The sequence below is a fragment of the Streptomyces sp. NPDC056128 genome, from assembly GCF_042263835.1.
In the GTDB taxonomy this organism is placed as follows: domain Bacteria; phylum Actinomycetota; class Actinomycetes; order Streptomycetales; family Streptomycetaceae; genus Streptomyces.
Map to the genome: position 1 here is coordinate 1 of NZ_JBHJVQ010000019.1, position 12,396 is coordinate 12,396.

Genomic DNA, 12,396 nt, shown 5'->3' on the forward strand with positions numbered 1-12,396 from the left:
GCGATGCCTCGGTGGTCGCCGGGCTCTTCGCGTCGGCGCCTGAGTCCTCGTCTCCGCCCTTGCACGCGGTGAGGGCAAGGGCGAGGACGGCGACGGGCGCGGCGAGGCGCAGTGCGGTCTTGCGGTGCGGCACTACAGGCTCCTGTATGCAGATGTGTGTTTTCCCCCGAACGGTGGATCAGCGTAAAGGTCCATGATCCACCTGGGGAAACCACAGGAGCCCTCGACCGGCTTCTTCACGGCATTCACACCTGCACCGGAAAAAGTCGGCCGGACAACGCACACGTTCGGTCGGAATCGATCTTTAAGGAACTCGTGCGATCAAGTAGCGGAAGACATTCGGCATCCAGACGGTCCCGTCCGGGCGCCGGTGCGGGTGCAGGGCCTCCGCCAGCTCCTTGTCGACCTGTTCCCGGTCGGTGGCCGCGATCGCCGCGTCGAACAGGCCGGTCGACAGCAGCCCCCGTGCCGCGCTCGCGGCGTCCGCGTACCCGAACGGGCACGCCACCCGCCCCGAGCCGTCCGGCCTGAGCCCGGCCCGCTGGGCGACCTCCTCCAGGTCGTCGCGCAGGGCGGGGCGCCAGCTGCCCGCGCTGCGCAGCGGGTCCGCGAGTTTGGTGGCCACCCGCAGCACCGAGGTCGTGGCGCACCGCTCCGGCGGGCCCCAGCCCGCCAGCACCACCGCGGCCCCGCGCCCGGCGAGCGGCGTCGCCTCGGCGAGCAGCCCGCCCAGCCCCTCCGAGTCGCCCGCGAGGCATCCGATGGGCTCGAAGGCGGTCACCAGGGTGAACGCCGGCGCCGACGGGTCCGCCGCGGCACCGGGTGGTCCCTGCACGACCCGCGCCGCGTCCGCGCGGGTGGGGGCGGGCCGGACGCCGGGAGGTTCCGGCGCCTCGGGTGCCCCGGGCAGCAGACGCCGCCGTGCCAGCTCCAGGAGTTCCGGAGAGCGGGTGTCGACACCGGTCACCGAGGCGCCGCGCGAGGCGCCCATCAGCAGGGCGAGCCCGGAACCGCAGTTCAGGCCCAGCATCCGGGTGCCGCCGCCCACGTCAAGTCGCTCGAAGACGGCTTCGTAGAGCGGTACGAGCATCCTCTCCTGTATCTCGGACCAGTCACGCGCACGTGCACGCAGGTCCACGGGAGACATCGTCCCCGTGTGAGATGAGTGCTGCCGTACGAGCGTAGGTGTCATAGGAAAGCGCCCCAATCGCCGAGTGTTGCCGCTGTGCCCGATTCCATGGCCCCCGTGCAGTGCGCTCGAACTTCCCCCGTATGCCAGGAAACTCCGGGCTCGCCGTGGCGTCCAGTGGTAGAGGGGGCCGGTTTGCCCGATCCCCGTCCCCATGGCGAGATTTCACTTCCCGGCAATGTGGGCCGGCCGCGCGGTACCCGCGGTAGCCCCCCGGCGACACCTTGACCGGATGGCCGGATCGTGCCGGTCGGCGATGACAGCGGGTGGCCGGGGTGCGGACGGGGCGGGCCCGGGTGCGGACGGGGCGGTTCCGGCCAAGGTCGACGGGGTCCGCGGGCGTCGCGCGGGGCGGGGGACCGCCGGGGGACGGGGCGGTGCCGCACCCCGGCGGCCCACCCGGTAACGTCGCCCCCGTCGGCGCGTCCGCCCGGACGGCTCCGCTCCGGCGCGACGGCGGCCGAAACGCCCCTTGCGCACGAGAGCACTCCGCGCCCCCGGAGCGTGGACGACCGCTACGCGCCGGGGCGTACGTCGGACTACGCACCAGCTTGGTATGAGCTGTGAGGCTTCTCCGCAGATCAGCGCACCCGCCCTCGTCGCGACGCATCAGCGGCAACTGACTGGTACGTGCAAATTATTTGGGATGCCCCGGAATAGGAACACAGCGGCACTCCGGCTCGTTGTCATTACGTGAGCACGACACCACCTGTTCTCGCCGCAGAGCTGGCGCAGGCGTGGGCCGACATTCAGCGGTACCACCCCGAGCTGCCCGATCTTGCCGCGCCCGAGTCCCTGATCGGAGAGTCGTCGTCCGCCTGCGGGCACGAGCTCTCCTTCGAGCGACTGCTCCATGAGGCAGTCCACGGCATCGCCGCCGCGCGCGGAGTACGCGACACCTCCCGCGCGGGGCGCTACCACAACCGTCGATTCCTGGCGATCGCAGAGGAGTTGGGCCTCGACCACCCCGAGGAGCCACATCCCAGCAGCGGCTTCTCGCTGGTCACCCTCACCCCCGAGGCGAAGCGCCGCTACCGCCCGACGACCGAACGCCTCCAGCGCGCGCTGAAGGCCCACACCGCCGCCACCGCGACCGACTCGGCCCGCAGCTTCCGCGGTCCGGCCGCCCGCCACGGCTCCTCCGGGGGAGGGGTGCGCGTGAAAGCCGTCTGCGACTGCGGGCGCAACGTACGGGTCGTCCCGTCCGTGCTGGCCCAGGCCCCGATCATGTGCGGCGGCTGCGGCAAGCCGTTCCGCATCCCGGAGGTGGTCGGCGCGGGCGTGAGCTGACGATCCGGCTGCTCGTGGCAGCCGGATCCGGGCCAGGTTCTGTCGTCGGACCCGCTCCGCCGGACCGGAGGGCGGCCCCGGTGCCCTCCGGTCCGAGGGGTCTGCCCGCGTGTGGCACAATGGCAAGCTGTACTCGACAGTCGCACAGGACCCCTCTCTCCTCCGGCTGACGCGTCCATCGGGCACTCGGGTACCGCAACCCCACGCGGCTCTCTCGCCGTGCCCAATCACGTCAAACCAGGAGAATCCACTCCCGTGGCAGTCAAGATCAAGCTGAAGCGTCTGGGCAAGATCCGTTCGCCTCACTACCGCATCGTCGTCGCCGACTCCCGTACCCGCCGTGACGGCCGGGCCATCGAGGAGATCGGCAAGTACCACCCGACGTACAACCCGTCGGTGATGGAGGTCGACGCCGAGCGTGTCGCCTACTGGCTCGGTGTCGGCGCCCAGCCGACCGAGCCCGTGCTCGCCATCCTGAAGAAGACCGGCGACTGGCAGAAGTTCAAGGGCGAGCCCGCCCCGGCTCCGCTGCTCCAGCCGTCCGAGAAGGCGGCCCGTCCGTCCTTCGAGGCGATCGGTGGCGAGGACGAGGGCAAGGGTGAGGCGATCACCCAGAAGAAGAAGGCCGACAAGAAGGACGAGGCCGCCGCCGAGTCCTCCTCGTCCGAGTCGACCGAGGCCTGAGCATGCTCGAGGAGGCTCTCGAGCACCTCGTGAAGGGCATCGTCGACAACCCTGACGATGTGCAGGTCGCCTCGCGCAACCTGCGTCGCGGGCGTGTGCTCGAGGTCCGGGTGCACCCCGACGACCTCGGCAAGGTGATCGGCCGCAACGGCCGCACCGCACGCGCTCTGCGCACCGTCGTGGGCGCCATCGGCGGCCGCGGTGTCCGCGTCGACCTCGTCGACGTGGACCACGTCCGCTGACGCCAGAACGCAGCACCGGCTCGGGCCGGGGAGGGCCATGGGCCGTCCCCGGCCCGCAGTCGTAGAGCCCCGCACGGGGTCGTGAGCCCCGCCCGGGCTCGTCGCAGTTCCGACAGGAGATCAAGCACAGTGCAGCTGGTAGTCGCTCGCATCGGCCGCGCCCACGGCATCAAGGGCGAGGTCACCGTCGAGGTCCGCACCGACGAGCCGGAGCTGCGGCTCGGCCCCGGCGCCGTCCTGGCCACCGATCCCGCCACCGCCGGTCCGCTGACCATCGAGACCGGCCGGGTGCACAGCGGCCGCCTCCTGCTGCGCTTCGCGGGCGTCCACGACCGCACCGGCGCCGAGGCCCTGCGCAACACCCTGCTGATCGCCGACGTCGACCCCGACGAGCGTCCCGAGGACGACGACGAGTACTACGACCACCAGCTCATCGACCTCGACGTGGTGACCGCTGACGGCAGCGAGGTCGGCCGGATCACCGAGATCTCCCACCTGCCCACCCAGGACCTGTTCGTGGTGGAGCGCCCCGACGGCAGCGAGGTCTACGTGCCGTTCGTGTCGGAGATCGTCACGGAGATCGACCTGGAGGAGCAGCGCGCGGTCATCGACCCGCCCCCGGGCCTGATCGACGACCGCGCCGAGATCGCCTCCGCGCGGGACGCCGAGGAGTCCCCGGAGGAAGGCGCGTAATGCGGCTCGACGTCGTCACGATCTTCCCCGAGTACCTGGAACCCCTGAACGTCTCCCTCGTCGGCAAGGCACGCGCGCGTGGACAGCTCGACGTCCAGGTGCACGACCTGCGCGAGTGGACCTACGACCGGCACAACACGGTCGACGACACCCCCTACGGGGGCGGCCCCGGCATGGTCATGAAGACCGAGCCGTGGGGCGACGCGCTGGACTCCGTCCTGGCCGACGGCTACGAGTCGGGGGCGGGTGAGCCCGCCCTGATCGTGCCCACGCCCAGCGGCCGGCCCTTCACCCAGGAACTCGCCGTCCACCTCTCCGAGCGGCCCTGGCTGATCTTCACGCCCGCCCGCTACGAGGGCATCGACCGCCGCGTCGTCGACGAGTACGCGACCAGGATGCCCGTGTACGAGGTCTCCATCGGCGACTACGTCCTCGCCGGCGGCGAGGCGGCCGTACTGGTCGTCACCGAGGCCGTGGCCCGGCTGCTGCCCGGCGTCCTCGGCAACGCCGAGTCCCACCGGGACGACTCCTTCGCGCCCGGCGCCATGGCGAACCTCCTGGAGGGCCCCGTCCACACCAAGCCGCCGCAGTGGCGCGGGCGCGGCATCCCGGACGTGCTGCTCAGCGGCCACCACGGGAAGATCGCCCGCTGGCGCCGGGACGAGGCCCTGCGGCGCACGTCGGCCAACCGGCCCGACCTGATCGAGCGGTGCGACCCCAAGGCCGTCGACAAGAAGGACCGCGAGATGCTCTCCATCCTGGGCTGGGCGCCGGACCCGGACGGGGAGCCGTACGGCCGATTTTGGCGCAGGACCCCCGGCATGGAACAATAGGCCGCTGTTGTGCGTCCGTCCGGAGCGCGCCCCTGCCACAGGGGGACACGACGCCCGTCCCGACCCGCACGACTCTGAATCCGAAACACCTAGTTTCCGTTGATGACCTGTGGCATCAGCGAGGAAAGCAGACGAAATGTCTCACCTGCTCGACTCCGTCGACGCCGCGTCGCTGCGCACCGACGTCCCCGCCTTCCGCCCCGGCGACACCGTCAACGTCCACGTGCGCGTCATCGAGGGCAACCGCTCCCGTGTGCAGCAGTTCAAGGGCGTGGTGATCCGCCGCCAGGGTGCCGGCGTGCGCGAGACCTTCACGGTCCGCAAGGTCTCCTTCTCCGTCGGCGTCGAGCGCACCTTCCCGGTGCACACCCCGATCGTGGAGAAGATCGAGCTCGTCACCCGCGGTGACGTCCGCCGCGCCAAGCTGTACTACCTGCGCGAGCTGCGCGGCAAGGCCGCGAAGATCAAGGAGAAGCGCGAGAGCTGAGCGCCTCCGAGGTCCGCGCCGGGGCCGGATAGCATCTGGCCCCGATGGACACCGAAGCACAGCCCACGGAGCGCGACCGCTCCTCCCGCCCTTCCGACTCCGAGCAGCCCTCGGATCCGGAGGGCCCGGAGGAACGGTCGCGTTCCGCGTTCGCGGGGCGGATCACGGACTGGGTGCCGGGCGGCCGGATCACCGTCACCCTGCTGACGCTGCTGCTGTTCCTGCTGCTGCTCAGCACCTTCGTACTGCGGCCGTTCCAGATCCCCAGCGGATCCATGGAACGCGGATTGAGGATCGGTGACCGGGTTCTCGTAAATAAGTTGGCGTACCGTTTTGGTGGGCGGCCGCAGCGGGGCGACGTCGTGGTCTTCGACGGCACGGGACTCTTCGGGCCCGGCGACTACATCAAACGCGTGGTGGGTGTGGGCGGGGACCATGTGGTGTGCTGCGACAGGGAGGGGAGGGTACAGGTGAACGGCCAGTCGGTCGACGAGTCGGAGTTCCTGTACCCCGGTGACCGCCCGTCGACGGTGCGCTTCGACGTCGCCGTCCCCGACGGCACCCTCTTCGTCCTCGGCGACCACCGGTCCGGCTCCAGCGACTCCCGCGACCACCTGGGCTCGCCGGGCGGCGGCATGATCCCGGTGGACGAGGTGATCGGCCGCGCCGACTGGATCGTCTGGCCCTTCGCCCACGCCACCCACCTCGACCGCCCCGACGCCTACGCGCGCGTGCCGGAGGCCGACGCGGACGCGGACGGAGGGGCCGGCGGCGCGCGCGGGCCCGCGGGCGCCGATGGGTAGCCGCGGCAAACCGCGCGGAGCCCCCAGCAGCCCCGCGGAGAACCTGCTGCCCACCGGCTCCCGGCGCACCGCCGCACCCTCCGGTGGCCGTTCCCGCGCGGAGCGGCGCAAGCTCCAGCGCAAGGTCAAACGGCGCCGCAGGCGCGGCGCCGTCAAGGAGATACCGCTCCTCATCGGCGTCGCCGTGCTCATAGCGCTGGTGCTGAAGACCTTCCTCGTCCAGGCCTTCGTGATCCCGTCCGGCTCCATGGAGCAGACCATCCAGATCGGCGACCGGGTCCTGGTGGACAAGCTCACCCCCTGGTTCGGCTCCGAACCGCAGCGCGGGGACGTCGTGGTCTTCCGGGACCCCGGCGGCTGGCTCCAGGGCGAGCAGACCACCAAGAAGGACGCCCCCGTCGTCATCAAGCAGGTCAAGGAGGGCCTCGCCTTCATCGGCCTGCTGCCGTCCGACGACGAGAAGGACCTCATCAAACGGGTCGTCGGCGTCGGCGGGGACAAGGTCAAGTGCTGCGACACCCAGGGACGCGTCACCGTCAACGGCGTCCCCCTGAACGAGGACTACCTGTACCCGGGTGACACCCCGTCGCGGACGCCGTTCGACGTCACCGTCCCCGAGGGGCGGCTGTGGGTGATGGGCGACCACCGGTCCAACTCCGCCGACTCCCGCGCCCACCAGGACACCGACTTCGGCACGGTCTCCGAGGAGGAGGTGGTGGGACGCGCCATGGTGATCGCCTGGCCGTTCGGTCACTGGACCACCCTGGACGAGCCGAAAACGTATGCATCCGTCACCGACTCGGCCTCCGGTGCGACCGCCGCTCCTCCGCTGTCGCATAGGGTTGCCCCCGACGATCCGAACGCGATGATTCAACTCCCGACCCCTGCGGAACTCCCGCTCGTTATGGGAGTGGTGGGCCTGCGCCGTATACGGGGCGGGCGGCGGCAGAGAGTAAGGAGTTGGCGTGGGGGATGTGGCGGTTGGCGCACGGTCCGGACACGACGGCGAGGAGAACCGCGGACGCCCCGAGGAGACGGCCGGCCCGGCCCCGGACGGCGCCCGCGACTCCGGTCACGGCTCCGGAACCGAGGACGGCAGGGTGACGAACGAAGACAACGGGACGCAGGACGAGGGCGTGGGCGGGACGCCCCCCACGGCACACCGCGAGACCAAGAAGCCGCGTTCCTTCTGGAAGGAACTGCCGATCCTGATCGGCATCGCGCTGGTGCTCGCGCTGCTGATCAAGACGTTCCTGGTGCAGGCATTCTCGATCCCGTCCTCGTCGATGGAGAACACGCTCAAGATCAATGACCGTGTCCTGGTCGACAAGCTCACGCCGTGGTTCGGCTCCGAGCCCGAGCGCGGCGAGGTCGTCGTGTTCCACGACCCGGACGACTGGCTGGCGGGCGAGCCCACGCCCGACCCGAACGCGCTGCAGACGGTGCTCAGCTGGATCGGCCTGATGCCGTCCGCCGAGGAGAAGGACCTGATCAAGCGCGTCATCGGCGTCGGCGGCGACACCGTCGAGTGCAACAAGACCGGCCCGCTCAAGGTCAACGGCATGGCCCTCAACGAGCCGTACGTCTACCCCGGCAACACGCCGTGCACCGACGACGACCAGGGCGGCCGGTTCAAGGTCAAGGTGCCCGAGGGCTACATCTGGGTCATGGGCGACCACCGGCAGAACTCCCGCGACTCCCGTTACAACCAGTCGGACGCGCACGGCGGCATGGTCCCGGTCAAGGAGGTCGTCGGCCGCGCGATCGTGGTCGCCTGGCCGATGAACCGCTGGAACAACCTGCCGGTCCCCGAGACCTTCGACCAGGACGGTCTCCAGGCCGGGTCCCCGGCCGCGGCCACGCTGTCGGTCGCGCCCCAGGGGCTCGCCGTCGCCGGCGTCCTCCCGGTGGTCTGGTGGCGCAGCCGTCGGCGCGCCGCCGCCGAGGCGCGCTGAGGCGCCCCGGCCCGTACGTCCCCATCGACGCGACAGCCCCCTTCCCGGCCCCGGGAGGGGGGCTGCCCCGTTGGGGTACCGCCGGGTAAGGTGCGGCTCCATGGGTGGCGAGAGCACAACACGTACGGCCCCGCGCGGGGGAGCGACCAAGGGTCCGGCGGGCAGCCGGACCGGGCAGCGACTGTCCGGCCTCGCCGTGGCGCTGGGCATGGTGCTGTTCCTCGGCGGGTTCGCCTGGGGCGCCGTGGTCTACCGGCCCTACACCGTGCCGACCAGCTCGATGGCCCCGACCATCGGCGTCGGTGACCGGGTGCTCGCCGAGCGCATCGACGGGAGCGACGTGCGGCGCGGCGACGTCGTCGTCTTCAAGGACACGGCCTGGGCCAACGCCCCGATGGTCAAGCGGGTCGTCGCCGTCGGCGGGGACACCGTCTCCTGCTGCCAGGAGGGCAAGCTGAAGGTCAACGGCAAGGTGATCGACGAGCCGTACCTGCCCGCCGGCACACCGGCCGAGATCATGGACTTCCAGACCGTGAACGTCCCGAAGGGCCGCCTGTTCCTGCTCGGCGACGAGCGCGACAACTCCGTGGACTCCACCGCCCACCTCACCGACGCGGCACGCGGCACCGTCTCGAGCGGCGCCGTGGACGCCCGCGTCGACGCCGTGGTCTGGCCCATGAACGGCATGCTGGAGCGGCCGACCGGCTTCGAGACGCTGGGCAGCCTCTCCTCGCCCGGGCCGCTTACGCCGGTCGTCGCCCTGGTGATCGCCGGGGCCGTGCTGATCCTCGGCGGTGGGGCGTACGGTCCCCTCGCCAAGCGGGCCGCGGCCTCCCGGGCCGGACGCGCCGCGGAGCCCGCCGATGGGCGCTGAGGCGACCCCGGCCGGGCAGGACACCTACCAGGGCGGACTGCGCAGGGTCGCGCGGGTCGTGCTGCTCGACCCCGACGACCGCATCCTGCTGCTGCACGGCCACGAGCCGGACGACCCGGCCGACGACTGGTGGTTCACGCCCGGCGGCGGTGTGGAGGGCGACGAGACCCGTGAGGAGGCCGCCCGGCGGGAGCTGCTGGAGGAGACCGGCATCACCGATGTCGAACTCGGCCCGGTGCTGTGGCGGCGCAGGTGCTCGTTCCCCTTCGCGGGCCGCCGCTGGGACCAGGACGAGTGGTACTACCTGGCCCGCACCCGGCAGACCGCGACCGGGGCCGTCGGCGCCGGTCTCACCGAGCTGGAGCGGCGCAGCGTCGCCGGAGCACGCTGGTGGACGTGTGAGGAACTGACCGGGGCACGTGAGACGGTGTATCCGACCAGACTCGCCGGGCTGCTGCGCACGCTGCTCGACGAGGGTCCCCCGGCCGGGCCGGTGACCCTGGACACGGAAATCGTCTAGGGGTGCACGGGACTGGCGCACAATGGGGGGACCCGCACGGCTGAAGGGGAACATGCCATGAGCGCCGAGGACCTCGAAAAGTACGAGACCGAGATGGAGCTCAAGCTCTACCGGGAGTACCGCGACGTCGTCGGTCTGTTCAAATACGTGATCGAGACCGAGCGGCGTTTCTACCTCACCAACGACTACGAGATGCAGGTGCACTCGGTCCAGGGCGAGGTGTTCTTCGAGGTCTCCATGGCGGACGCCTGGGTGTGGGACATGTACCGCCCGGCTCGCTTCGTGAAGCAGGTACGCGTGTTGACGTTCAAGGACGTGAACATTGAAGAGCTGAACAAGAGTGACCTGGAGCTTCCGGGCGGGTGAGGGCAGGTTGCCGGTCGGCTGCGCAAGCGAGTCTTCAGGCAGTCTTCACTCGTGTGGGTGACGAAGTTGTCCACAGTCGGCTGACTGTCCACCAAGATCCAATAGCTCGCTGAGCTGCCCTCATCGTTGGCGCCGGAGGTGGTGCCGACATGAACGCACGAGGTGCGATGGGCAGGTACGGCGAGACACTCGCCGCCCGCCGGCTGACCGGAGCCGGCATGACGGTCCTGGAGCGCAACTGGCGCTGCGGCAGGACCGGCGAGATCGACATCGTGGCCCGGGACGGGGACGTCCTGGTCGTCTGCGAGGTCAAGACGCGCAGGGGCGGCTCCTTCGAACACCCGATGGCCGCGGTGACCCCCGAGAAGGCGGAGCGGCTGCGGCGGCTCGCCGAGCGCTGGATCCAGACCCACGGCGGAGCCCCACCCGGCGGTGTGCGCATCGACCTGGTGGGCGTTCTCCTCCCGCAGCGCGGCGCCCCCGTGGTCGAGCACGCCCGGGGGGTGGCGTGATGGGGTTCGCGCGTACGTGCTCCGTGGCGCTCGTCGGCGTCGAGGGCGTGGTGGTCGAGGTCCAGGCCGACCTGGAACCGGGCGTGGCGGCGTTCACGCTGGTGGGGCTGCCGGACAAGAGCCTCACCGAGAGCCGGGACCGGGTGCGGGCCGCAGTGGTGAACTCGGGCGCCGAGTGGCCGCAGAAGAAGCTGACGGTGGGACTCAGCCCGGCGTCGGTGCCGAAGAGCGGCAGCGGCTTCGACCTGGCCGTGGCCGCCGCTGTCCTGGGCGCGTCCGAGCGGATCGACCCGCGGGTGCTCGCGGACATCGTCATGATCGGGGAGCTGGGCCTGGACGGCCGGGTGCGGCCGGTGCGCGGCATCCTGCCCGCGGTGCTGGCCGCGGCCGAGGCGGGCTACGAGCAGGTGGTCGTGCCCGAGTGCGCCGCCGCCGAGGCGTCCCTGGTGCCGGGGGTGTCGGTGCTCGGTGTACGCAGCCTGCGCCAGCTGATCGCCGTCCTCGCCGACGAACCGGTGCCGGAGGAGGAACAGGACCAGCCGGGCCGCCCCGATCCGCTCCTCGCCGGCCTGCGCATGCCCGGCACGGGCGCCGCCACCGGCATGCACAGCATGGGCGCCGCCCAGTACGACCAGGGGCACGACCTCGCCGACGTGGTGGGCCAGGAGTCGGCGCGTACGGCGGTGGAGGTCGCCGCGGCCGGTGGCCACCACCTGTTCCTGGAGGGACCGCCCGGCGCCGGGAAGACCATGCTCGCCGAGCGGCTGCCCGCCATCCTGCCCCGGCTCACCCGGCCGGAGTCCCTGGAGGTCACGGCCGTGCACTCGGTGGCGGGCCTGCTGCCGCCGGGCAAGCCCCTGATCGACGTGGCTCCCTACTGCGCACCGCACCACTCCGCCACGATGCAGGCGCTCGTCGGCGGCGGACCCGGCATCGCGCGGCCCGGCGCGGTCTCGCTGGCACACCGGGGCGTCCTGTTCCTGGACGAGACCCCCGAGTTCGGCAGCCACGTGCTGGACGCCCTGCGGCAGCCACTGGAGGCCGGGCACGTCGTCATCGCGCGCAGTGCGGGCGTGGTGCGCTTCCCGGCCCGGTTCCTGATGGTGCTCGCGGCCAATCCGTGCCCGTGCGGCCGGTTCTCGCAGCGGGAGGACCTCTGCGAGTGCCCGCCCTCGGCGATCCGCCGGTACCAGGCCAGGCTGTCCGGTCCGCTGCTCGACCGGGTCGACCTCCGTGTCGAGGTGGACCGGGTCACCCGCGGCCAGCTGACCGGGAGCGGATCCCGCGGGGATGCCACCGCGACCGTCGCCGACCGGGTGGCGGCGGCCCGGGCGCGGGCCTCCGCGCGCCTCACGGGCACCCCTTGGCTGTCCAACAGCGAGGTACCCGGCCGTGAGCTGCGCAGCCGCTGGCACGCCGCGCCCGGCGCGCTGGAGGAGGCGGAGCGCAGTCTGGAACGCGGGGTACTCACCGCCCGCGGCCTCGACCGCGTCCTGCGCGTCGCCTGGACCGTCGCGGACCTCGTCGGCCACGACCGCCCCGACGCGAGGGACGTCGCCCTGGCACTGCAACTGCGCACCGGGGTGCCGCGGGGCGTGCCGATGGCTCTGGGAGCGCTGACGTGAGCGGGCGCGATGCGGTGACGGGCGGGTGCGGGGGCGCTGTCGGGGGCGCCTTGTTCGGTCCGGGCGGGTCGGATGCTTCGGATGCCTTTGACGGGGGTGCCGGGGGTGGAGGCGGGCGCGTGGACGCGGACGCGGAGTCCTGGGGTGGAGGCGGGCGCGTGGACGCGGACGCGGAGTCCTGGGGTGGAGGCGGGCGCGTGGACGCGGACGCGGTGCCCTTGGCAGGAGGCCGGCGCGCGGGCGCGGACGCCGTGCCCTGGAGCGGAGGCTCGGTCGCAGGTGAGGCCCCGGCCGGGGTGGATGGCGGGGGCCGCGGGGGCGGT

14 protein-coding genes and 1 pseudogene are annotated in these 12,396 nt (G+C 71.8%); 14 read left to right on the forward strand and 1 reads right to left on the reverse strand.

Annotation, left to right across the window (positions count from 1 at the left end):
• Nucleotides 1–304: 304 nt before the first annotated feature.
• The gene (locus tag ACFC1X_RS27730) at nt 305–1,192 is read right to left on the reverse strand and encodes an SAM-dependent methyltransferase (protein WP_376358244.1); all 888 of its coding nucleotides are present in this window, start codon (nt 1,190–1,192) and stop codon (nt 305–307) included.
• A gap of 690 nt (nt 1,193–1,882) precedes the next feature.
• On the opposite strand from ACFC1X_RS27730, the gene ACFC1X_RS27735 reads away from it, so the two are divergent.
• The 14 genes and pseudogenes from ACFC1X_RS27735 (at nt 1,883) to ACFC1X_RS27800 (ending at nt 12,073) form a co-directional block, all read left to right on the forward strand.
• Nucleotides 1,883–2,479: a hypothetical protein gene (locus tag ACFC1X_RS27735; protein WP_122615172.1), complete on the forward strand. Its 597-nt coding sequence runs from the start codon at nt 1,883–1,885 to the stop codon at nt 2,477–2,479.
• Between the two features lie 255 nt (nt 2,480–2,734).
• Nucleotides 2,735–3,163: a 30S ribosomal protein S16 gene (rpsP, locus tag ACFC1X_RS27740; protein ID WP_125494794.1), complete on the forward strand. Its 429-nt coding sequence runs from the start codon at nt 2,735–2,737 to the stop codon at nt 3,161–3,163.
• Between the two features lie 2 nt (nt 3,164–3,165).
• Nucleotides 3,166–3,405 carry an RNA-binding protein gene (locus tag ACFC1X_RS27745; RefSeq protein ID WP_003973401.1) on the forward strand — a complete coding sequence of 80 codons (240 nt, stop codon included), beginning with the start codon at nt 3,166–3,168 and terminating at the stop codon, nt 3,403–3,405.
• Between the two features lie 129 nt (nt 3,406–3,534).
• Nucleotides 3,535–4,098 carry a ribosome maturation factor RimM gene (rimM, locus tag ACFC1X_RS27750; protein WP_376358247.1) on the forward strand — a complete coding sequence of 188 codons (564 nt, stop codon included), beginning with the start codon at nt 3,535–3,537 and terminating at the stop codon, nt 4,096–4,098.
• Complete coding sequence (trmD, locus tag ACFC1X_RS27755; protein ID WP_376358249.1) at nt 4,098–4,931, forward strand: tRNA (guanosine(37)-N1)-methyltransferase TrmD; 834 nt, start codon at nt 4,098–4,100, stop codon at nt 4,929–4,931. The genes rimM and trmD overlap by 1 nt, the downstream gene beginning before the upstream one ends.
• A 136-nt stretch (nt 4,932–5,067) precedes the next feature.
• On the forward strand, nt 5,068–5,418 hold the full coding sequence (gene rplS, locus ACFC1X_RS27760; RefSeq protein ID WP_161326019.1) for a 50S ribosomal protein L19: 351 nt from the start codon (nt 5,068–5,070) through the stop codon (nt 5,416–5,418).
• 44 nt (nt 5,419–5,462) lie between these two features.
• Nucleotides 5,463–6,221 (forward strand): signal peptidase I, encoded by a 759-nt coding sequence (lepB, locus tag ACFC1X_RS27765; RefSeq protein WP_376358253.1) that lies wholly within the window; start codon nt 5,463–5,465, stop codon nt 6,219–6,221.
• Nucleotides 6,214–7,293: pseudogene (lepB, locus tag ACFC1X_RS27770) on the forward strand (signal peptidase I); the annotation flags it as partial. The gene lepB (ACFC1X_RS27765) and the pseudogene lepB (ACFC1X_RS27770), both read left to right, overlap by 8 nt.
• Nucleotides 7,187–8,176, forward strand: coding sequence for a signal peptidase I (gene lepB, locus ACFC1X_RS27775; protein ID WP_376358256.1), 990 nt, complete (start codon nt 7,187–7,189; stop codon nt 8,174–8,176). The pseudogene lepB (ACFC1X_RS27770) and the gene lepB (ACFC1X_RS27775), both read left to right, overlap by 107 nt.
• Before the next feature lie 100 nt (nt 8,177–8,276).
• The gene (gene lepB, locus ACFC1X_RS27780) at nt 8,277–9,050 is read left to right on the forward strand and encodes a signal peptidase I (protein WP_376358259.1); all 774 of its coding nucleotides are present in this window, start codon (nt 8,277–8,279) and stop codon (nt 9,048–9,050) included.
• A complete protein-coding gene (locus ACFC1X_RS27785) occupies nt 9,040–9,570 on the forward strand; it encodes an NUDIX hydrolase (protein ID WP_376358262.1) in 531 nt (176 codons plus the stop codon). Before lepB (ACFC1X_RS27780) ends, ACFC1X_RS27785 begins: the two co-directional genes overlap by 11 nt.
• 57 nt (nt 9,571–9,627) lie before the next feature.
• A complete protein-coding gene (locus ACFC1X_RS27790; RefSeq protein WP_003965949.1) occupies nt 9,628–9,936 on the forward strand; it encodes a DUF2469 domain-containing protein in 309 nt (102 codons plus the stop codon).
• 149 nt (nt 9,937–10,085) lie between these two features.
• Complete coding sequence (locus ACFC1X_RS27795; RefSeq protein WP_376358265.1) at nt 10,086–10,448, forward strand: YraN family protein; 363 nt, start codon at nt 10,086–10,088, stop codon at nt 10,446–10,448.
• Entirely contained in the window at nt 10,448–12,073 is a 1,626-nt protein-coding gene (locus ACFC1X_RS27800; RefSeq protein ID WP_376358268.1) for a YifB family Mg chelatase-like AAA ATPase, read from the forward strand. Before ACFC1X_RS27795 ends, ACFC1X_RS27800 begins: the two co-directional genes overlap by 1 nt.
• Nucleotides 12,074–12,396 lie beyond the last annotated feature (323 nt).

Coding starts and splice junctions, on each gene's coding strand:
- trmD (WP_376358249.1), top strand. CDS start 4,098: ATGCGGCTCGACGTCGTCACGATCTTCCCCGAGTACCTGGAACCCCTG.
- ACFC1X_RS27785 (WP_376358262.1), top strand. CDS start 9,040: ATGGGCGCTGAGGCGACCCCGGCCGGGCAGGACACCTACCAGGGCGGA.
- lepB (WP_376358259.1), top strand. CDS start 8,277: ATGGGTGGCGAGAGCACAACACGTACGGCCCCGCGCGGGGGAGCGACC.
- ACFC1X_RS27745 (WP_003973401.1), top strand. CDS start 3,166: ATGCTCGAGGAGGCTCTCGAGCACCTCGTGAAGGGCATCGTCGACAAC.
- rplS (WP_161326019.1), top strand. CDS start 5,068: ATGTCTCACCTGCTCGACTCCGTCGACGCCGCGTCGCTGCGCACCGAC.
- lepB (WP_376358253.1), top strand. CDS start 5,463: ATGGACACCGAAGCACAGCCCACGGAGCGCGACCGCTCCTCCCGCCCT.
- ACFC1X_RS27800 (WP_376358268.1), top strand. CDS start 10,448: ATGGGGTTCGCGCGTACGTGCTCCGTGGCGCTCGTCGGCGTCGAGGGC.
- ACFC1X_RS27795 (WP_376358265.1), top strand. CDS start 10,086: ATGAACGCACGAGGTGCGATGGGCAGGTACGGCGAGACACTCGCCGCC.
- ACFC1X_RS27730 (WP_376358244.1), bottom strand. CDS start 1,192: ATGACACCTACGCTCGTACGGCAGCACTCATCTCACACGGGGACGATG.
- ACFC1X_RS27790 (WP_003965949.1), top strand. CDS start 9,628: ATGAGCGCCGAGGACCTCGAAAAGTACGAGACCGAGATGGAGCTCAAG.